We start from the raw sequence: 18,445 nt of genomic DNA, 5'->3' as shown, positions 1-18,445 counted from the left end.
GGAGTGCGTGGTGGATCAGTCGTGGGCGACGACGGCGACCGGGCAGTTCGCCCGGCGGATCGTCAAGTGCCCGATCCGACCGATGCGGGCGCCCACCGCCCAAAGCCGTGGCTGACGGCCCACTACGAGCAGCCCTGCGCCGTGGGCGGCCCGGAGCAGCACTTGGCCCGGCTGGCCGTTGACCGCCACGCCCCGCGCATTGACGGTCGGGAACTTCTCCCGCCAAGGATCGAGCAGCGCGTCCAGCTCCCAGCCGACCGCCCCCGCCTGCCGTTCAAGCTCACCGACTCCACGGCCGGCACCGGCGCTGCCGCGCGGAGGTCCCCAGGCATGGACGATCCGCAGCGCGGCGCCGCGGAACCTGGCTGCCTGAAAGGCGAATTCGAGCAGGTCCTCCCGTGCATGGCGCAGATCTAGTCCCAGAACGACGTCGCGGCAGGCTGTGCCCTTGACCGCGCAGTCGTCAGCGTCCGGCAGATGGTCGTCGGCAGCCGACCAGTTCGACCGCACCAGGACGACCGGTTGCCGCACCTGGGGCACCGCCGCCATCGCGATCGAGCCCGCGAGATACCTGCCGGGCCCGCCGAATCCCTGGTTGCCCAGGACGAGGAGTTCTGCCGTGTCGGCCTCGGACACCAGCGCCGGGATCGGGGGCCGCTTGATCTGCTCCCCGGTGATGACCAGGTGCGGGTACTGCTCGGTGAGCCGGGCGAGGCCGTTGCGCAGCACTCGCCGTGCCCAATACTGCGGAACCTGAAGTTCGGGAAGCGTCGCAGGTACGCCGTCGTCCGGCAGTGCCTCCCACGCGTGCACGAGCCGCAACGGCAGTCCACGGCGCAGGGCCTCCCTGGCCGCCCAGTCCGCCGCGGCGGCGCTCTCGCGCGAGCCGTCCAGGCCCGCCACGATCGGTCGGAGCATCGCCCCCACCTCCCTCTGCCGCCAGCCTCGCGTGACGGCACGCGGGCGTGGAGGAGCCACCGGGTCCCCTTCCGGGGCCGGTCGGTGCGTGCTCTGGTCCGTCTGGCCCCGGGTGCGGCAAGGCGACCTACGGAAGCCTGGTGGCAGAGGCTCCAACAGGATCGCAGGAGGAAGAGAACACCGTGATTCCTCTCATCCTGATCGGCGCCACGGTGCTCGGGACCGGGCTGCCGGCGGCCAGGGAGACAGGAGACCCTCATCGAAGAGCGCCACTACGTCGGCGGGCGCGACGACGATCGCTGTAGCCACTCCCGTCACTGACCACTGGGAAGGTCGCCTCCCCATGAGCGCCAAACCCGTTCGGTCACCGCGGTCCGCATATCCGGCCCGGCTCTCGGCCGACCTCGATCCAGAGCTGTCCCGCTGGCTGTGGCTGGTGAAGTGGCTGATCGCGCTGCCCCACTACGTCGTCCTGCTCTTCCTGTGGACGGCCTTCCTGGTGCTGAGCACCGGCGCGTTCTTCGCCATCCTCATCACCGGCCGCTATCCGCGACCCATCTTCGTCTTCAACACCGGAGTGCTGCGCTGGAGTTGGCGAGTGGCCTACTACGCGTACGGCGCCCTCGGCACCGACCGCTATCCACCCTTCACCCTGGCCGACGTACCGGACTACCCGGCGCACTGGGACGTCACGTACCCCGATCAGCTCTCGCGCGGCATTGTCCTGGTGAAGTGGTGGCTGTTGGCCATCCCGCATTATCTGGTCCTCGGCTTCCTGCTCGGCGGAATCCGCGTCCCCTGGGCGGCAGGCGGACTCATCGGCATGCTCGTGCTGTTCGCCGGGATCGCCCTGCTCTTCACGGGGCGATACCCCCGCAGTCTCTTCGACCTGGTGATGGGCCTCAACCGGTGGGTGCTGCGGGTAGCCGCGTATGCCGCGCTCCTGACCGACACCTATCCTCCGTTCCGCCTCGACCAGGGCGGCCAGGAACCCGAGCCCCCGTCATGACCACCGCACTGGTTGCCGCCTTCCTGCTTCTGCACGGCCTCGCCCACCTGCCGGTGTGGCTGCCGGCCAGCGGCCGGCCCGCCCAGCAGTCGGCACCGTTCGACCCACGACACTCCTGGGCACTCGCCTTCGCGGGCCTGCCCCAGTCACGGGCCGTACGCGCCGCCGTCATACTCGCCTCGGCCACCGCCCTGCTCTACGTCATCGCGGGCACGGCAGCCACCACCCAGGCCCGCGGCTGGCCGGTCGCCGCACTCACTGCCGCCGCGTCCGGACTCGTTCTCAAGGCCCTGTGGTTCAACCCCTGGCTGTCGTTCGGTGTGCTGCTCGACGCCGGCGTCATCACCGCGGTGGCGCTCAACTGGCCGGGCTCGCTCTACTGACCCGGTGTGTGTGCTGCGGCGAGCAGTCCGGCCGGCTCTCGCACGGGTGCCGCAAGCCCGTCGAGCCGGGCGCTTGCAGCACTTGGGCGCCCATCGGCAGCGGTGTTGGCTTTCGTCCACCACATCGACCTGACGGTGCGGTCGGACCTCGCGACCATGCGGATCTCGGGCATCCAGGCGGATGCCGCGAAGTGGGCGGCCAGGAAGCCGCTCGCGGCGACAGGCTGACCGTCCCCGACCGGGGTCCACCGGCCCCTACTGCCCGACGTTCCACGATGGGACCGTGGCGGACAGGACATAGGGGCGCAGAGGTCTCAAAAGATCTGTTCCGGTGTCCGATTGAAGGGTGGTGGGGACAGTGGAGCTGCCCCTGATCGTGGGTGTCGATGGATCGGAATCGAGCCTGAGGGCGGTCGACTGGGCCGTCGACGAGGCAGACCGGCTCAGGCTGACGGTGCGGCTCGTACATGCCTCGCTCTGGGAGTACTACGAGGGCGCGGGCCTCCCCTTCACCCCCGCGACCACTTCGCCACACGGCATCGGGGACCAGGCCGGGCACATCGTGGCCGCGGCGGTCGACCGGGCCGGGCGGCGCAACCCCGAAGTGAAGGTGGACACCGAGGTACTGGCCGAGGACACCGAGGCCGCGCTGCTCCGCGCTGCGCGCAACGCCACGGCGCTGGTCACAGGTTCCCGGGGCCGGGGCCCGCTCGCCGGGCTGCTGCTCGGCTCGGTGAGTCTGGCCCTGGCGTCCCGCGCACCGTGCCCCGTCATCGTGGTCCGCGGTTCCGAGATCGCCGGCAACGCGGAGCACGGGCGCATCCTGCTCGGCGTGGGCGACGCGACCACGGGCTCGGCGGCGATCCGGTTCGCGTTCCGCGAGGCCGCGGCCCGCCGGTGCACGCTCGACGCGGTACGCGCCTGGCGCTGCCCCGCGCACGCCACGGCCGACCATCCGCTCCTGACGGGCACGCAGGCTCGCCAGCACAAGGAGCACGCGTCTGTCCTGCTGGACGACGCGCTGCGGATCCCCGTGTGCGACCACCCGGAAGTGGCGGTGCGGCGAGCCGTGGTGGAAGGGCACGCGCACAAAGTCCTGACGGACCGGAGTGCCGCGGCGGATCTGCTGATACTCGGTGCGCGGCGACGCCACGGCCATATCGGTCTCCAGCTCGGCCGGGTGGCACACACACTGCTCCACCACGCCGACTGCCCTGTGGCCGTCGTGCCCCAGCGTGGCTGACCGCCCATCGCCTCGACAGAGGAGTTGCTCATGACGATACGTGTCGGCAACAACAGCATCGGCCGCAACTACCCGCCGGCGGCCCTGGAAAGGAACGCCGGCGGCCCCGGTGACACCGTCGAGGTGGTCGCCGTCAACGCGATCGCTCCCACCGCGACGGCGGCCCATCTGCTGAAGTACGACTCGACGTACGGTCGGCTCAACCGCTCGGTCGCGCACAACGAGGCCTCGATCGCCGTCGACGGCCACCGCATCGCCGTCTCCGCGGAACGGGACCCGGCGTCCTGCGTCGTCGACCCGGCCCTCACTCGGACGAACGGCGAGCTGGTGAAGGTTCTCGGCTGGTACGACAACGAGTGGGGCTGCTGCGACCGGCTCCTCGACCTCACCTCCTACGTCGCCGGGAAGCTGTGATGCCCGGTGCCCTGCGGGGCACTCGCGCGGACGTCCTCGACACGGACAGCATGATCACCGACTCGGCCCGGGTGCACGCCGAGGCACGGAAGGCGACGTTCGACGCCTTCCAGAGCCAGCACCCGTCCCAGAGCCCGGCACAGCGGCGGCCGTTCGATGTGTGTGAGGACGATGTGCGTACTGTCGACGGCAAGGCAGGCCTCGACGGCGGCGCCGCGTTCCCGACCTCCCGAGGTCGGCACCTGTCCACCGCGACGCCGGAGGCTGTGGCTGCGGACAAGGAGCGGCGCCATGTCGAGCGGCTGCGCAAGGGCGATATCACCGCATACCCGAGGACCGTACGGCTGCCGCATGCGTCGCGGCGGGACGGAGTCGCGCCCGCGGCGGCCTGCGCCTCCCGGCACGCACGTGAACTGCTGGTGCACGCCGGAGTTCTGGACCTCTTCGACGCGCTGGTCGACGGGGACGAGACGGCTCGGCTGCGTCTGGCCGGCAGGCCTGACCCGGCGCTGTTCCTGGCAGCTGCGCGTCGCCTTGACGTGCCTGCCCGGGAAACCGCCGTCGTCGAGGGCGGGCCGGACGTCGTGGTGCGCGATCCGGGGGAACTGTTCGTCGAAGGCGGCGCGCCATGAGCGACCTGACCGAAGGCCGGACCGAGGACTGGATCTGGGAGTTCGAGGGGTACGACCCCGGCCAGGAGCGGCTCAGGGAATCCTTGTGCACGCTGGGCAACGGCTACTTCGCCGCCCGGGGCGCCGCCCCCGAGTGCCTGGCGGACGACGTGCACTACCCCGGGACGTACGCGGCGGGCTGCTACAACCGGCTCCTCTCCGACGTCGCGGGCCGGCAGGTCTCGAACGAAGACATGGTCAATCTGCCGGACTGGCTGCCGCTGCGCTACCGGCTGGAGGACGGGCCCAATGAGTCGGAGTGGCTCTCTCCCGACTCCGGTGCGCTCGTCGAACTGCGCCAGCGTCTCGACCTGCAGTCCGGTGTGCTGGAGCGGAATCTCCGGTACGAGCTCGGTGGCGGCCGAGTCCTCAGGGTGCGTCAGCTGCGGCTCGTCCACATGGCGGATCCCCATGTCGCCGCCCTGCGCACCGAGTTCACGGCCGAGGGCCGACCGTTCCGACTCGAGGTCGAGGCGGCGCTCGACGGGACCGTCGCCAATACCGGCGTGCCGCGCTACCGGCAGCTGGCATCCGTCCACTTGACCCACATCCACACCGGGGCCTCCCCCCACGAGACGGTATGGCTCCGCTGCCGCACCACCACGTCCGACATCCGCATCGGCCTGGCCGCGCGTACGACAGCAGCCGGTAGGCCGGCGGAGATCCGCCACAGCGCGGGGCGTGCCGCCCAGCTCTTCCACCTGTCTCTCGCCCCGGGCCGCACCGTCACCGTCGACAAGACCGTCGCTCTGCACACCTCCCGCGACCCGGCGATCAGCGACCCGCTGCGTGCCGCAGTCGACCGGGTCGGCCGGGCGCCCGGCTTCAACGAGCTCCTGGACTCGCACCTCACGGCCTGGGAGCAACTGTGGCGCAGGGCCGAGCTGGAGGTGCCCGGCGAGGCAGGGCGGATCCTGCGGCTGCATCTCTTCCATGTGCTGCAGACCCTGTCCCCGCACACCGCTGACCTCGACGTGGGGGTTCCGGCGCGCGGGATGCACGGCGAGGCGTACCGCGGACATGTCTTCTGGGACGAGCTGTTCGTGCTGCCTTATATGAATCTGCACTTCCCCGAAGTCTCGCGGTCCCTGCTCACCTACCGCTACCGGCGTCTGGAGCAGGCCCGCACCGCGGCACGCGACATCGGCCGCGCCGGGGCGATGTTCCCGTGGCAGAGCGGCAGCGACGGCCGCGAGGAGACCCAGGAACTGCACCTCAATCCGCGCTCGGGGCGCTGGCTGCCGGATCACTCACGGCTGCAGCACCACGTCGGCGCGGCCGTCGCCTACAACGTGTGGCGGTACTGCGAGGCCTCCGGGGACACCGAGTTCCTGCACACCAAGGGCGCGGAGATGCTGTTGCAGACCGCCCGCTTCTGGGCGGACTCGGCGACGTACGACGAAACGCTCGGCCGGCACCGGATCCTCGGGGTGGTCGGCCCCGACGAGTACCACGACGCGTATCCGGACGCCGAGAGGCCAGGCCTCGACGACAACGCCTATACGAACGTCACCGCGGCGTGGGTCCTGGCCCGCGCGCTGGACGTCCTGGAGATGCTGCCCGAACCGCGCCACCGGGAACTCGTCGAGCGGACGGGGCTCGACGGCGGGGAGCTCGAGCAGTGGCAGGACGTGTCCCGGACGCTCCACGTGCCGTTCCACGAGGGTGTGATCAGCCAGTTCTCGGGCTACGGCGAACTCGCCGAACTGGACTGGAACGGCTACCGCGCCAAGTACGGGGACATCCGCCGGCTCGATCGGATCCTGGAGGCGGAGGGCGACACCGTCAACCGGTATCAGGCCTCCAAACAGGCGGACGTCCTGATGCTCGGCTACCTTTTCTCGCCCACCGAACTCCGCTCCCTCTTCAAGCGGTTGGGATACCCGCTGGACGATGACACCTGGCGCCGCACGGTCGACTACTACCTGGCCCGCACCAGCCACGGCTCTACGCTCAGCGGGCTCGTGCACGGCTGGGTGCTGGCCAGGGTCCGGCGTGCCGAGGCCTGGAAGTACGTCCAGGAGGCGCTCCGCGGCGACATCGCCGACCTGCAGGGCGGCACGACGGGCGAGGGCATCCACCTGGGCGCCATGGCGGGCACCCTCGACCTCGTCCAGCGCGGGCTGACCGGGCTGGAGACGCGGGGCGGCGCGCTGTGGCTGGATCCGGTGCCGCTGCCGGAACTCTCCGAGTACGGGTTCACCCTGCGCTACCAAGGGCATTGGGGCGTGCGGCTGCGGATGCGGCCGGGCAAGCTGCACATCAGTGTGCCCTCGTCGGACGGTTCACCCATCGACATCGAACTGCCGGGCCGCGCTGTCTCCCTGGAACCCGGGGAGTCCTGCGAACTGTCGCTCCCCGGCTGAGTGCCGGCGGCCCGGCGACTATCCCGGCACCACGGCCAGCGGGCACCGGGTGTGGTGGGCCAGCGCGTCCACCGCCGAGCCGAGAGTGCCGCCCCGCCGGCCAACCACCAGGAGCTCGGCCCGGAGGGAGGCGCGGACCAGAGCCTCGGCCGGGGAGTGCGGGACGACGTCCTTGAGGACGGGCACGTCCAGGTACTTGTCGTGCCAGGGGCGCAGCGCGTCGGAAAGGAGTTGCGCCTCGCGGTCCCGCCACTGCGCCCGGTCCTTCTCCGGGAGGGCGGACGGCATCCGGTCGGCCGCGGGCGAGGACAGCGCCCAGGCGTGTACCACGTGGAGCCGTGCCTTCTTGCGACGGGCCGCGTCGAAGGCGAAGTCGATCGCGGCATCGTCCGGATCCCGAGCGTCGACCCCGAGCGTCACCTTGTCGGGTCTCGGCCCGGTGTGGTTTGAGGCGAGACCGCTCGGCACCAGCACCACCGGCCGGGTGCACGCCTCGGCGACGGCCAGGGACATGGCACCCAGCGTCAGCCCGGCGAACCCTCCGGCGCCCCGGGTGCCGAGCACCACCAGTCCGGCCGAGGCTGCCTCGCCGAGCAGCGTCGGTACGACGGGACCGCTGAGACGTACCCCCTCGACCCGCAACCGCGGGTGCCTGCCCGCCAGTTCGGCGACCACGGGGGCGGGAAGCGGCACCTGCCGGTACGGCCAGAGGCCCGCGAGCTCGTCGGCAGACAGCGGCGACACATGCACCACCTTGAGGACGTGCCCGCGGCGCAGCGCCTCCAGGGCTGCCCAGTCGGCGGCCGCGCGACTGCGTGTCGAACGGTCGACTCCCACGATCACTGACTGCCGCATACCGGTTCACCCCCGGCTCGTAAGGCGGCGAGGCCGCTCGCCCTCGCACCCAGCATGGATGCCGGGCGGTCCGGCAGAGAGAGGCCGGACGGGCCCGAGGAGGGTCTGGTGGGCCCCTCCTGCGCCATCTCCCGCGGGCACGGCGCTGGGCGGGGAACGGACCTGAGCGCGGTACCGGAGGCGCTCGTCATGCTGCAATCGGCTGGCCTCACCCGGACCACGTGGGGCTTCTCCCGCGACGGCCCGGCAGGTCTCACCGCCGGCGCGTCGACGGCGGATGCGGCGGCGCGGGTCGCGAAGAACAGCGTGCCCCGCGACACGCTGCCCCGGCCCAGCTCACTCAGGACGCACCGGTGTCGGCGACGGCCTACCAGGCGGGGGATGACGACGACCGCGTGTCGGTCACCGTGCGATGGGCCGGACGCGATGGCTCACCCCACAGGGGGCCGGCCAGGGTTGATCCCGGGCTCAGGGCCGGAGCGCAGGCCGTGAGCCAGGTCAGCTCCCACGGCGAGCTGACGATGCCGCCACCCGACCATCTGGCCGGCCTGCCGCAGGCGGGGCTGGGGGCGGGGATTGCAGCCGCGCGTACGGTCGGAGTGGTCATCGGCGGCAGCCTGATGCGCCGGCACCTGGTGAGCGTGCGCCTGGCGGAACGGGAGCACGAGCGGAGCCACGTCGGTCCTCGATGGGGCACAGGACCAACTGAGCGGGGCCGACCGGACTCGACGCGGGTCCGGTCGGCACTCGCGGGTTCGCACGGCTGGCAGGACGCTGGAGGGAAAGAGACCCCCAACAACGCGAGGGAGAGGGCGAGATGACTGGCATGATCGAGCGGATCCCGAACTGGCCGCCAGTGCTGCCCGACCTGTTCGGCTGGGTCGAGGCCAGCCTACCGGGGTTGCACACGACACCTGGACTGCACGGCATCCGGATCGAGGAGTCCCTCACGGAGGACACGTACGTCCTCCGCGCCGAACTCCCCGGCATCGACCCCGCCAAGGACGTCGAGATCACCATGACGGAAGGCGTCCTGACGCTGCGCGCCGAGCGCAGTACCCAGTCCGCGGACAAGCGGCACACTGAGTTCCGCTACGGCACCTTCGCCCGCGCCGTCCGGCTGCCGGCCGGCGCCCGCGGCGACGACGCCGCTGCCGACTACAAGGATGGCGTGCTGACCATCACGGTCCCGGTGCCGGAGACGAAGGCCGGCACCAGGACGATTCCGGTGCGGCATACCTGAGCGCGGATCTGCGCATGCCGCCAGCGCCTGCGCGACCGGAACGAATCGGCCGCGCAGGCGCCTTCCTGAGCACAGACATGCGACTCTGCCGACGCTTCAGCGGAACGTTGAACCATCCATGGGCGGACTCATTCGTGCGATACCACCGCAACCGGACAGACAACGTGATGGATCGTCCGTGTTCCCGGGCGTCTCGATGCCCGGCGAGGGCGAGGGCGACGGAACCGACCATGAAGCCGGCGAAGCCACGGGAGCCGAGGGCAGGGACCCCGGACGCGTCCGCCGGATCGAGCCGGAGGCCGAGCGGCTCGCTCGACGACCGACGAGCAGCAGGCACGAACTCGGTCTCGGCGAGGCCGTCGGACTCTCCCGGGTCCTGGGACGGTTGCCGCAGCGTCGGGTGGTGTACGCGGTGGAGGGCGCGGACACCGCCTTCGGCACCGGGCTCTCCCCCGACGTGGCGGCCGTGGTCGATCCGGTGGCGTCCTCGGTCGGCAACGAGATCGTGCGGCACCGCGGCACGGGGGCGAGCCAAGGACGGTACGCACCTTCGAGGTCTTCGGGCGGGTGCAGGGCGTGGGCTCGCGGCTCTTCACGCAGGGCAGCGCCACCGCGCTCGCGCCTGACCGGCTGGGTGGCGAACGTCGACGGTCACGTGGCAGGCGCGGTCGCCGGACCACCGGAAGCAGTCGGCGAGTTCACCCACCGGCTGCGCAGTGGTGCGCCCGGCTCTGGCTCTGGTTCGCAAAGTGCGGGTGGCCGAAGCGCGGGGACAGGTACCTGCTGAGGAAATCACCGCCGGGCGCCCACCCCTTCCCGCCTGTCCTGGAGTTCCTCCAGGTCCACAGATCCGCGATGCCGTTCCCTCTTGCCACGGGGCCGAACGGCCCCTGCCCCCGGTGGAGTCTGACACTGACTCTGGAAGCAGAGCCCCCGAGCGACGCCATCAGGAGGAGGCAACCCATGACCACGCCTGCTGCGCCTGCCGTGCTCGACCGCACCGGCCTCAACGCCCTCGTCGAGGCCCTTGTGGCGAGCGGCCGCACCGTCATCGGCCCCACTGTCCGGGACGCCGCGATCGTGCTCGCGGAACTCGGCTCCGCCGAGGAACTTCCTTACGGGTGGGGCGTGGAGCTGGAGGCCGGGCACTACCGGCTGCGGCGGCGCAACGACGAGGCGGCGTTCGCTCACTCCGCGGGCCCGCAATCCTGGAAGAACTTCCTGCATCCACAGCGGGAGAAGCTGTGGAGCGCGGACCGCTCGGCGGACGGGCAGCTGACCGTACAGGCGGAGTCCGCCGCCGCGCCCTCGTACGCGTTCCTCGGCGTCCGACCCTGCGACCTGCGCGCCATCGCGATCCAGGACCGAGTGCTGACCGGCGGGCACTTCAAGGACAGCGGCTATCAGGAACGCCGGAAAGGGGCGTTCCTGATAGCCGCCGAGTGCACCGAGCCCGGGGCGACGTGCTTCTGCGTCTCCATGGGCAGCGGTCCGGGCGCCGATGCCGGTTTCGATCTCGCCCTCACCGAGGTCGTGGACCAGGCAGGGCACCGCTTCTTCGTACGGGTCGGCACCGAGGAGGGTGCCGAGCTGCTGGCCGAGGTCCCCCACCGCGCCGCCGACTCGACGACGCGGGAGTCCGCCCGTACGGCAGTGGCCGACGCCGCGGACCGGATGGGCCGGTCCATGCCGCCGGTGAGCCTGCAGCGGCTGATGGGCGCAAGCCTGGAGGCCGACCGCTGGGACGACGTCGCCGCGCGCTGTCTGACCTGCGGCAACTGCACCATGGTCTGCCCGACCTGCTTCTGCACCACCACCGAGGAGGTCACCGATCTCACCGGGGATCACGCCGAGCGGTGGCAGCGCTGGGACTCCTGCTTCGACCTGGACTTCTCCCATATCCACGGCGGTCCGGTGCGCAAGTCGCCGCACAGCCGCTACCGGCAGTGGCTGACCCACAAACTCGGCACCTGGCACGACCAGTTCGACAGCTCCGGATGTGTGGGCTGCGGCCGCTGCATCGTCTGGTGTCCCGTCGGCATCGACATCACCGAGGAAGTCTCGGCGCTCCAGGAGGAGGCAGAGCGATGACCGCCGCGACGATGATGAGCGCCCTTCCCGCCGAGCACCGCGACCGCCTGATGCGGATTGCCCGCGAGGTGAACGTCCCCGTGGGCACGCGTCTCTTCCAGGAAGGCGGACAGGCCGACCGGTTCTGGGTCGTCCGCACCGGGACGGTCTCCCTCGACATGTATGTCCCCGGCCGCCGTGCCCCTGTCATCGAGACCATCGGGCACGGTGAACTCGTCGGCTGGTCCTGGCTGTTCCCACCGTACGTGTGGCAGCTGGGCGCAGAGACGATCAGCCCGCTGCGCGCCTATGAGTTCGACGCGGTGGCGGTCCGCGCCGTCTGCCAGGACGACCCCACGCTCGGCGTGGAGGTCGCCATGTGGGTCGGCAAGGTGCTCGCCCACCGGCTGCAGTCCGCCCGCACCAGGCTCCTTGACCTGTACGCGCCCTACGGCAGCGGAACGGGCACGCGGGGATGACCGCCCTCCCCGTACCCCACCGCGTCGTCGATCGGCACCGGGAGACCCACGACACCGTCACCCTTCGCCTGAAACCGGTCGGTGAGGCACTGTCGGCCTTCGCGCCCGGGCAGTTCGCGATGATGTACGCCTTCGGCCGGGGCGAGGTCCCCATCTCGGTCAGCGGCATCCCCCGCGACGGTGACCTCGTCCATACGGTACGCGGCGTCGGCGCCGTCTCCGCCGGCCTGTACGACGCTCAAGTGGGAGACGTACTGGCGTTGCGCGGCCCGTACGGCACCGGCTGGGAGCTGTCCGCGGCCACAGGGCACGACCTCCTCGTGGTGGCGGGCGGCATCGGGCTCGCCCCACTGCGACCTCTGATCCACGACGCCGTCCTGGATGCGGAGGCCTACGGACGGCTCAACGTCCTCATCGGGGCCCGCGGCCCCGCCGAGTTGATCTGCCGTGCGGAGACGGGGCGTTGGCCGACCGCTTACACCGGTGTCACCGTCGACCGGCCAGGCGACGGCTGGACGGGCCAGATCGGCGTGGTCACCCGCCTCCTGGGCCTCGCCCGTTTCGAGCCGACGGCGACCACCGCATTCGTCTGCGGCCCCGAACCGATGATCCGGGCGACCGCTCGCGACCTGCTGCACCGCGGCCTGCCGGCCGACCGGATCAAAGTCTCTCTGGAACGCAACATGCGCTGCGCTACGGGCCACTGCGGACACTGCCAGCTCGGCCCACTGCTGCTGTGCCGGGACGGCCCTGTGGTCGGCTGGGACATCGCCGAACCTCTGCTCTATGTAAGGGAGTTGTGACATGAGTGCGCCGACCCTCGCCGTGTTCAAACTGGCCTCCTGCGACGGCTGTCAGCTCACACTGCTCGACTGCGAGGACGAACTCCTCGGCCTCGCGGGACAGGTGCGGATCTCCCACTTCCTGGAGGCGTCCAGCGCCGTCCGGCCCGGTCCGTACGACCTCACACTCGTCGAGGGCTCCATCACCACGGCCGCCGACGCCGAGCGGATCCGCGAGATCCGAGCCGCCTCCCGCCACTTGGTGACCATCGGAGCCTGCGCCACGGCCGGCGGGATCCAAGCCCTGCGCAATTTCGCCGATGTCGACGAGTATCGCCGCACCGTCTACGCCCGCCCCGAATACATCAGTGCACTAGCCACCTCCACGCCCGTATCCGCCCACGTGGACGTCGACTTCGAGCTGCGCGGCTGTCCCATCGACCGCCGCCAGCTCCTCGAAGTCATCACCGCCTACCTCAGCGGCCGAAAACCCGACGTCCCCGACCACAGCGTCTGCTTCGAGTGCAAGCGGCGCGGCACGGTCTGCGTCACCGTCGCCCACGGCACCCCCTGCCTCGGCCCGGTCACCCACGCCGGCTGCGGCGCGATCTGTCCGGCGTACGGGCGTGGCTGCTACGGCTGCTTCGGCCCGTCCGGCTCAGTGAACCTCCCCGCACTGATCCCGTTGCTACGCCGCGACGGCATGGACGATCGCGACACCGAACGCTTCCTTCACACCTTCAACACGGCCGCCTTCGAAGCGGAGTTGAGGTCGTGACACATCGAGGTTCCCAGGTCCTGCACGCCGGCTCGCTCTCCCGCGTGGCGGGCGAGGGCGAACTGCACCTGCGCGACGTCGGCAAGGCCCCTGCGGGCCGGGCCGTACCACCCACGTGGGTCGTCGCGCGGCGGGTGGTGGACCTGCCACTCAGCGAGCAACCGCCTCGCACCTGCTGACACACGCATGGCGTGGGGCCGTTCGGCTCCCGGCAGCGGAGATGCCGCGATCGACACGATGGAACCCGGACCACATGCGGCGGCCCGACACCGAAGCCAGGGGTCAAGGAGAGCCATGAGTGCACGGACCTTCACTCCACAGCGGCCGATCAGGGTCTTCCTCCTCGACGACCGTGAAGTCATCCTCCGTGGTCTGCGCGACCTGCTCGACGCGAACCCCGGCATCGAGGTGGTCGGAGATGCCGCGAGCAGCGCCCAGGCGCTGGTCCGCGGCCCGGGCGCTCCGCCCCGACATGGCTCTGCTCGATGTGCGGCTGCCGGATGGCGACGGCATCACGGTCTACGGTGAACTGCAGTCGGACACGCTGGAGTCGGCGTGTCCGATGCTCACGTCGTTCGACGACGAGGACGCCCTCCTCGACGCCATCACGGCCGGGGCCGCAGGCTACGGGTCCTCAACATTCTCCGCCCGACCGTCGCCATCACCTGGTACGCCGTGTTCGGCGCCCACGCCCTGCACCGCCATCCGGCCCTGCGTCCGCGCTTGGTGCGCGACGGCGAAGGATACGCCCGGGCATTCGCCCACGAAGTCCGGCGCTTCTACCCGTTCGCGCCGTTCGTGGCCGGCTTCGCGGCCCGCGATACGGAGCACGACGGGGAGCCGATCCCGGAAGGCACCCTCCTCCTCCTCGACCTCTACGGCCAGAACCACGATCCGGAACTATGGGGTACGCCCTACGAGTTCGACCCGGAACGGTTCACCGGCCGAGAACCGGGGCGCGACGAGCTCGTCCCTCAAGGCGGCGGAGACGCGTCCCGAAACCATCGCTGCCCGGGCGAGGACGTGACCCTGGCCGTGTTGAGCTGTCTGCTGCCCCGCCTCGCTCGCCTTGAGTATCGCGTTGCCGAGCAGGATCTGCGGATCCCGCTGGACCGGATGCCGACGACGCCCCGCAGCGGCTTCGTCATCGAACTGCCTGGGGAGGAATCCCATGGGACGCAAGAGTCGGCCTGATCACGGCGCCGATCAAAGCCCGCAGACTGCGGCCGACGAGGTCCTCAGCGAGGCGGAAGAAGCGGAGACCAGCCTTCCCGGCCGGGAGCGCGAGCCGCGCAAGGACGCAGAGGCCGGGGACGCTCTCTCACCTAGTCCAGAAGCACAGAAGCACGTCGCCCGAAACACCCGCCCCGCGAATGACGAATAGGCGTGCTGTTTACGGGCTAGGTCACAGAGAGCGCGGGTCAGTTCGCCAGCAGCAAGCGACGGCTCCACGGAGAACGGTGGACTGAGGAATTCGAAGGACCGAATGGCGGGGCTGTCACGGCCGGCCGAGCACAACCGTCACTGCTGACCCGCGCACTCGGCCACGTGGAGCCGACCGGTTTCGAACAGCGCTCAGTCAACTCAAGCGGCCTGCATCTTGGATGCACGGTCCGCAGATGTCCGCATGACAGGGAGCAACCCAGGAAGACATAGACCCGGCGTGGAGCTACACGTCGGGCGACTCATCCCGTCGAGCAGCGCGGCGTCGCAGGCGCACCGGCAGTGCGTACCAGCAGAAGCCGAACCACAGCATGACGCCGCCGACGAGTGCTTCGGCAAGCACACCGGGGACCACGAGGCGAAGGATGAGCAGGAGCGTGAAGGCGATGGTCAGGGCCAGGAGCACCATGCCGCAGATCATCAAGCGGCTTGCCGCTTCGACCACTTCGTCCTTCATGCGTTGGCCGGACAGGAAGCGATGGATGGAGACGGGCGCGATGAGCGAGCCGGTGGCTGACGCGCCGAGAACGACCGTGACGACGTAGACGACCCGGTCGAACGTGGCCAACTCCCGGAACAGCGGGGTGAAGGCGACGCTGAGCAGGAAGCCGAAGAGGATCTGCACGCCGGTCTGGGCGACTCGGGTCTCTTGGAGTATCTCGTTCCAACGGCGATTGACCCGGTCCCGTGCCGTCTCCGGCGGCTCGACGCCCAGCTCCGAACTTGCCCGGTCCTGGCAGCCACGGCAAAAGAGGTCCTCTGCCGTCGCCTCAACTAACTTCTCTGTCATGGCCATTGGCTTCCTCTCACATCCAGAAGAACCGAATGCCCCGCCCCGGCCTCTCTATGCAGGTCGCGCGTCGCGCGCCCCGGCACGCGAGCAGATGGAACCGTCCGGCAGTGAACGTCGCACGTACAATGAACCACCCGACAACGCAGCACGGTTCACCCAGCTCAACACCGTGCGGGCGTGATCCACAGCGATACCGACGAGGGGTAGGTCTCGTGGCAGCGCCCGGAGCACCTACCGCACCAACCTCTCTCCTCAGCGTGTGCGGGACGACACACCGACCGTGTGTGGCCGACGCTCGCCGCGCCTCAGTGGCGGGGCGGTCCTGTCGTCGGCTTCGCCCGCCTCGACACATGGATGCACGCCCACTTCCCCATCGAGGACACCGCCTACCGGTAGGCGGCTCAGGACAACGACGTCAGCGACACGGCCCCATGATCGGCCGCTACCACCCGGGCGCCCACCACACCTACGTCGCCACCGGCTTCGGCGGCTGGGGCATGTGCAGCGGCGTCCTCACCGGACAACTCCTTACCCGGCTCCTGCACGGTGACCAGCCGCCGTGGACGGAGTCGTACGACCCGCGCAGGCTGTGGAGCGCCGCGGGGTAGAGACCCCGCCGCCGGGCATCCAGCAGAATCGACCTAAAACTGATGTAGGCATGAGACGGGTCTCCGGCCCCCCTCTCTCTCGCGCTCCAGCACGCGAAGGAACCCATCGACGGCCCTGCGGTCGAACGAATTCATTCTCCGTGACCCCAAGGCCGGCAGCAGGTGATTCTTCAACACGGAGTCGAGGCTCCGGATCGAGTCGGCATCGAGCGAGTGGCGATCCAGATATTGCCGAATCAACGTCCCGCACACTCGCATGTCCGATCATCGTCGCCCGTCCATGCCCTGCATCACATCGCGCGGCCATGTCGGAGGTCGTGACCCGGAACGGACATCCGCCGATACTGAGGCCGAGGTTGCGCCCGAGTCATCCCGCCAAATAGCTGACGCCCCATCAGTAGAGTCAATGTTGAGCCAGCATCAGCCCCACCCCGACCCCGCCACCGATCGCCATGAATCGCCATGAATCGCCACGGTCAAGAACTAGCCTCAATCAATCTGACCAGCGAAGACCCCGCCAGGCCCCCACTCGCTCGAATCACCCGGAGGTACCCATGAGGATGCTCATCAACGTGGCGGAGACCGTGGTCGCGGACGCGCTCAGGGGGATGGCGGCGGCGCATCCGGAGCTGCGGGTCGACGTGGAGAACCGGGTGATCACGCGGTCGGACGCACCGGTCGCCGGGAAGGTCGCGCTGGTGTCGGGCGGCGGGTCGGGGCACGAACCGCTGCACGGCGGGTTCGTGGGGCCGGGGATGCTGTCGGCCGCGTGTCCCGGTGAGGTGTTCACCTCGCCGGTGCCCGACCAGATGGTGCGGGCCGCGGCCGCCGTGGACAGCGGCGCGGGCGTGCTGTTCGTCATCAAGAACTACACCGGTGACGTGCTGAACTTCGACATGGCCGCCGACCTGGCCGAGGACGAGGGCATCCAGGTCGCCAAGGTCCTCGTCAACGACGACGTGGCCGTGACCGACAGCCTGTACACGGCAGGGCGGCGCGGCACCGGCGCGACCCTGTTCGTGGAGAAGCTGGCGGGCGCCGCCGCCGAGGAGGGCATGCCGCTGGAGCGCGTCGAGGCGATCGCCCGGAAGGCCAACGAGAACTCCCGCAGCTTCGGCGTCGCCCTCAGCGCCTGCTCCACCCCCGCGAAGGGCTCCCCCACCTTCGACCTGCCCGCCGGTGAGCTCGAACTGGGCGTCGGCATCCACGGCGAGCCGGGCCGCGAGCGGCGGGCCATGATGACGTCCCGGGAGATCGCCGACTTCGCCGTGGACGCCGTCCTGGAGGACCTCGACTCGCACGACCCGGTGCTCGTCCTCGTCAACGGCATGGGCGCCACCCCGCTCCTGGAGCTGTACGGCTTCAACGCGGAGGTCCACCGCGTGCTCGGCGAACGCGGGGTTCCCGTGGCCCGCACCCTCGTCGGCGACTACGTGACGTCCCTCGACATGGCGGGTACCTCCGTGACGCTGTGCCGGGTCGACGAGGAGCTGCTGCGGCTGTGGGACGCGCCCGTGCGCACCGCGGGGCTGCGCTGGGGCATGTGACCTCCGGCCCGGCCCCGGTACCAGCCTCCGTACCGACCCCCCACGCCACCGGCCCGGACCCCTCGGCCCGGCGCACCGCCAACGCAAGGAGTTCCCGTGCTCGACGCCGATTTCTTCCGCCGCTGGCTGACCACCGCCGCCGCGGCCGTCGACCGGGAGGCGGAGCGGCTCACCGAGTTGGACTCGCCCATCGGCGACGCCGACCACGGCAGCAACCTCCAGCGCGGCTTCACCGCCGTCGCCGCCGTCCTGGCGAAGGAGACCCCGGACACCCCCGGTGCCGTACTGACCCTGGCGGGACGGCAGTTGATCTCCACCGTGGGCGGCGCGTCCGGACCGCTGTACGGCACGCTGCTGCGCCGCACCGGCAAGGCCCTGGGCGACGCGGCCGAGGTCAGCGAGGCCGAGTTCGCCGACGCCCTGCGCACCGGCGTCGACGCGGTGGCCGCGCTGGGCGGTGCGGCACCCGGCGACAAGACGATGCTGGACGCCCTGGTCCCGGCGCTCGACGCGCTCCCCACGTCCTTCGCCGCGGCCCGCGCCGCCGCCCACGAGGGCGCCCTCGCGACCACGCCGCTGCAGGCCCGCAAGGGCAGGGCGAGCTACCTGGGCGAACGCAGCATCGGCCACCAGGACCCGGGGGCCACGTCGTCGGCGCTGCTGTTCGAGGCGCTGGCCGAGACGGCGGAGGGGACGGGGCGTGAGTGACGGCAGGGCAGACGCGGGCGAAGCACACGGCGGCGTGAGTGACGGCAGGCGCGACGACGGCGAAGGGCCCGGCGACATGGGTGGCGAGGGTCGCGGCGGCACGAGCAGCGGGGGCAGCGGAGGCAGCGGAGGCAG

Annotated in this window: 21 protein-coding genes and 2 pseudogenes; 20 read left to right on the top strand and 3 right to left on the bottom strand. The window is 70.6% G+C overall.

What is annotated here, in order from left to right; translation table 11 throughout:
- Positions 1–15: 15 nt before the first annotated feature.
- On the bottom strand, positions 16–918 hold the full coding sequence (locus IE274_RS09040) for a universal stress protein (RefSeq protein WP_190115091.1): 903 nt from the start codon (positions 916–918) through the stop codon (positions 16–18).
- A gap of 343 nt (positions 919–1,261) precedes the next feature.
- Between IE274_RS09040 and IE274_RS09035 the strand changes: the two genes are divergently transcribed.
- From IE274_RS09035 to IE274_RS09010, 7 genes and pseudogenes are all read left to right on the top strand, one after another.
- Entirely contained in the window at positions 1,262–1,927 is a 666-nt protein-coding gene (locus IE274_RS09035) for a DUF4389 domain-containing protein (protein WP_190115090.1), read from the top strand.
- A complete protein-coding gene (locus IE274_RS09030; RefSeq protein ID WP_190115089.1) occupies positions 1,924–2,310 on the top strand; it encodes a hypothetical protein in 387 nt (128 codons plus the stop codon). The genes IE274_RS09035 and IE274_RS09030 overlap by 4 nt, the downstream gene beginning before the upstream one ends.
- Before the next feature lie 102 nt (positions 2,311–2,412).
- Entirely contained in the window at positions 2,413–2,538 is a 126-nt protein-coding gene (locus tag IE274_RS40015; protein WP_268255561.1) for a hypothetical protein, read from the top strand.
- A 130-nt stretch (positions 2,539–2,668) separates the two neighbouring features.
- Positions 2,669–3,553, top strand: coding sequence for a universal stress protein (locus IE274_RS09025; RefSeq protein ID WP_190115088.1), 885 nt, complete (start codon positions 2,669–2,671; stop codon positions 3,551–3,553).
- Between the two features lie 30 nt (positions 3,554–3,583).
- Positions 3,584–3,838, top strand: a pseudogene (locus IE274_RS09020) (glyceraldehyde 3-phosphate dehydrogenase NAD-binding domain-containing protein); the annotation flags it as partial.
- Between the two features lie 128 nt (positions 3,839–3,966).
- Complete coding sequence (locus IE274_RS09015; RefSeq protein ID WP_190115086.1) at positions 3,967–4,599, top strand: HAD family hydrolase; 633 nt, start codon at positions 3,967–3,969, stop codon at positions 4,597–4,599.
- On the top strand, positions 4,596–7,004 hold the full coding sequence (locus tag IE274_RS09010) for a glycoside hydrolase family 65 protein (protein ID WP_190115085.1): 2,409 nt from the start codon (positions 4,596–4,598) through the stop codon (positions 7,002–7,004). Before IE274_RS09015 ends, IE274_RS09010 begins: the two co-directional genes overlap by 4 nt.
- An 18-nt stretch (positions 7,005–7,022) precedes the next feature.
- Here the strand turns inward: IE274_RS09010 and IE274_RS09005 are convergent, their stop codons facing one another.
- Positions 7,023–7,859: a universal stress protein gene (locus IE274_RS09005; RefSeq protein WP_190115084.1), complete on the bottom strand. Its 837-nt coding sequence runs from the start codon at positions 7,857–7,859 to the stop codon at positions 7,023–7,025.
- Between the two features lie 221 nt (positions 7,860–8,080).
- Between IE274_RS09005 and IE274_RS40595 the strand changes: the two genes are divergently transcribed.
- From IE274_RS40595 to IE274_RS40185, 10 genes and pseudogenes are all read left to right on the top strand, one after another.
- Complete coding sequence (locus IE274_RS40595; protein ID WP_504740282.1) at positions 8,081–8,680, top strand: hypothetical protein; 600 nt, start codon at positions 8,081–8,083, stop codon at positions 8,678–8,680.
- Positions 8,677–9,102 (top strand): Hsp20/alpha crystallin family protein, encoded by a 426-nt coding sequence (locus IE274_RS09000; protein ID WP_190115083.1) that lies wholly within the window; start codon positions 8,677–8,679, stop codon positions 9,100–9,102. The genes IE274_RS40595 and IE274_RS09000 overlap by 4 nt, the downstream gene beginning before the upstream one ends.
- Before the next feature lie 118 nt (positions 9,103–9,220).
- Positions 9,221–9,889: a hypothetical protein gene (locus tag IE274_RS40340; protein WP_190115082.1), complete on the top strand. Its 669-nt coding sequence runs from the start codon at positions 9,221–9,223 to the stop codon at positions 9,887–9,889.
- A gap of 176 nt (positions 9,890–10,065) precedes the next feature.
- The gene (locus tag IE274_RS08990) at positions 10,066–11,193 is read left to right on the top strand and encodes a 4Fe-4S dicluster domain-containing protein (protein WP_190115081.1); all 1,128 of its coding nucleotides are present in this window, start codon (positions 10,066–10,068) and stop codon (positions 11,191–11,193) included.
- Positions 11,190–11,651, top strand: a complete 462-nt coding sequence (locus IE274_RS08985; RefSeq protein ID WP_190115080.1) for a Crp/Fnr family transcriptional regulator — start codon at positions 11,190–11,192, stop codon at positions 11,649–11,651. The genes IE274_RS08990 and IE274_RS08985 overlap by 4 nt, the downstream gene beginning before the upstream one ends.
- Complete coding sequence (locus IE274_RS08980; protein WP_190115079.1) at positions 11,648–12,454, top strand: FAD/NAD(P)-binding protein; 807 nt, start codon at positions 11,648–11,650, stop codon at positions 12,452–12,454. The genes IE274_RS08985 and IE274_RS08980 overlap by 4 nt, the downstream gene beginning before the upstream one ends.
- Before the next feature lies 1 nt (position 12,455).
- A complete protein-coding gene (locus IE274_RS08975; protein WP_190115078.1) occupies positions 12,456–13,211 on the top strand; it encodes an NADH-quinone oxidoreductase subunit B family protein in 756 nt (251 codons plus the stop codon).
- Positions 13,208–13,390, top strand: a complete 183-nt coding sequence (locus tag IE274_RS08970; RefSeq protein ID WP_190115383.1) for a hypothetical protein — start codon at positions 13,208–13,210, stop codon at positions 13,388–13,390. Before IE274_RS08975 ends, IE274_RS08970 begins: the two co-directional genes overlap by 4 nt.
- A 115-nt stretch (positions 13,391–13,505) precedes the next feature.
- A pseudogene (locus IE274_RS39355) lies at positions 13,506–13,839 on the top strand (response regulator); the annotation flags it as partial.
- On the top strand, positions 13,767–14,405 hold the full coding sequence (locus tag IE274_RS40185; protein WP_308437266.1) for a cytochrome P450: 639 nt from the start codon (positions 13,767–13,769) through the stop codon (positions 14,403–14,405). The pseudogene IE274_RS39355 and the gene IE274_RS40185, both read left to right, overlap by 73 nt.
- 475 nt (positions 14,406–14,880) lie before the next feature.
- Here the strand turns inward: IE274_RS40185 and IE274_RS08960 are convergent, their stop codons facing one another.
- On the bottom strand, positions 14,881–15,450 hold the full coding sequence (locus IE274_RS08960) for a DUF6328 family protein (protein WP_190115077.1): 570 nt from the start codon (positions 15,448–15,450) through the stop codon (positions 14,881–14,883).
- A gap of 428 nt (positions 15,451–15,878) precedes the next feature.
- Here IE274_RS08960 and IE274_RS08955 point away from each other — a divergent pair, with 428 nt between their 5' ends.
- From IE274_RS08955 to dhaL, 3 genes are all read left to right on the top strand, one after another.
- Positions 15,879–16,055, top strand: coding sequence for an FAD-binding oxidoreductase (locus IE274_RS08955; protein WP_190115076.1), 177 nt, complete (start codon positions 15,879–15,881; stop codon positions 16,053–16,055).
- A gap of 554 nt (positions 16,056–16,609) precedes the next feature.
- Positions 16,610–17,602 carry a dihydroxyacetone kinase subunit DhaK gene (gene dhaK / locus IE274_RS08950; RefSeq protein WP_190115075.1) on the top strand — a complete coding sequence of 331 codons (993 nt, stop codon included), beginning with the start codon at positions 16,610–16,612 and terminating at the stop codon, positions 17,600–17,602.
- A 96-nt stretch (positions 17,603–17,698) separates the two neighbouring features.
- Positions 17,699–18,310, top strand: a complete 612-nt coding sequence (dhaL, locus tag IE274_RS08945) for a dihydroxyacetone kinase subunit DhaL (RefSeq protein WP_190115074.1) — start codon at positions 17,699–17,701, stop codon at positions 18,308–18,310.
- Positions 18,311–18,445: the final 135 nt, after the last annotated feature.

Source organism: Streptomyces flavofungini, from assembly GCF_014650815.1.
Classification (GTDB): Bacteria; Actinomycetota; Actinomycetes; order Streptomycetales; family Streptomycetaceae; genus Streptomyces; species Streptomyces flavofungini.
The sequence above is the reverse complement of the archived record's forward strand: the minus strand, read 5'-3'. Positions and strand labels throughout refer to the sequence as shown.

Excerpts from the sequence above, each read along its gene's own strand:
- IE274_RS08960 (WP_190115077.1), bottom strand. The coding sequence starts at position 15,450 with ATGGCCATGACAGAGAAGTTAGTTGAGGCGACGGCAGAGGACCTCTTT.
- IE274_RS08980 (WP_190115079.1), top strand. The coding sequence starts at position 11,648 with ATGACCGCCCTCCCCGTACCCCACCGCGTCGTCGATCGGCACCGGGAG.
- IE274_RS40340 (WP_190115082.1), top strand. The coding sequence starts at position 9,221 with ATGGGCGGACTCATTCGTGCGATACCACCGCAACCGGACAGACAACGT.
- IE274_RS08975 (WP_190115078.1), top strand. The coding sequence starts at position 12,456 with ATGAGTGCGCCGACCCTCGCCGTGTTCAAACTGGCCTCCTGCGACGGC.
- IE274_RS09015 (WP_190115086.1), top strand. The coding sequence starts at position 3,967 with ATGCCCGGTGCCCTGCGGGGCACTCGCGCGGACGTCCTCGACACGGAC.
- IE274_RS08955 (WP_190115076.1), top strand. The coding sequence starts at position 15,879 with ATGATCGGCCGCTACCACCCGGGCGCCCACCACACCTACGTCGCCACC.
- IE274_RS09035 (WP_190115090.1), top strand. The coding sequence starts at position 1,262 with ATGAGCGCCAAACCCGTTCGGTCACCGCGGTCCGCATATCCGGCCCGG.
- IE274_RS09005 (WP_190115084.1), bottom strand. The coding sequence starts at position 7,859 with ATGCGGCAGTCAGTGATCGTGGGAGTCGACCGTTCGACACGCAGTCGC.
- IE274_RS08985 (WP_190115080.1), top strand. The coding sequence starts at position 11,190 with ATGACCGCCGCGACGATGATGAGCGCCCTTCCCGCCGAGCACCGCGAC.
- IE274_RS09010 (WP_190115085.1), top strand. The coding sequence starts at position 4,596 with ATGAGCGACCTGACCGAAGGCCGGACCGAGGACTGGATCTGGGAGTTC.
- IE274_RS09040 (WP_190115091.1), bottom strand. The coding sequence starts at position 918 with ATGCTCCGACCGATCGTGGCGGGCCTGGACGGCTCGCGCGAGAGCGCC.
- dhaK (WP_190115075.1), top strand. The coding sequence starts at position 16,610 with ATGAGGATGCTCATCAACGTGGCGGAGACCGTGGTCGCGGACGCGCTC.
- IE274_RS09000 (WP_190115083.1), top strand. The coding sequence starts at position 8,677 with ATGACTGGCATGATCGAGCGGATCCCGAACTGGCCGCCAGTGCTGCCC.
- IE274_RS08990 (WP_190115081.1), top strand. The coding sequence starts at position 10,066 with ATGACCACGCCTGCTGCGCCTGCCGTGCTCGACCGCACCGGCCTCAAC.
- IE274_RS09030 (WP_190115089.1), top strand. The coding sequence starts at position 1,924 with ATGACCACCGCACTGGTTGCCGCCTTCCTGCTTCTGCACGGCCTCGCC.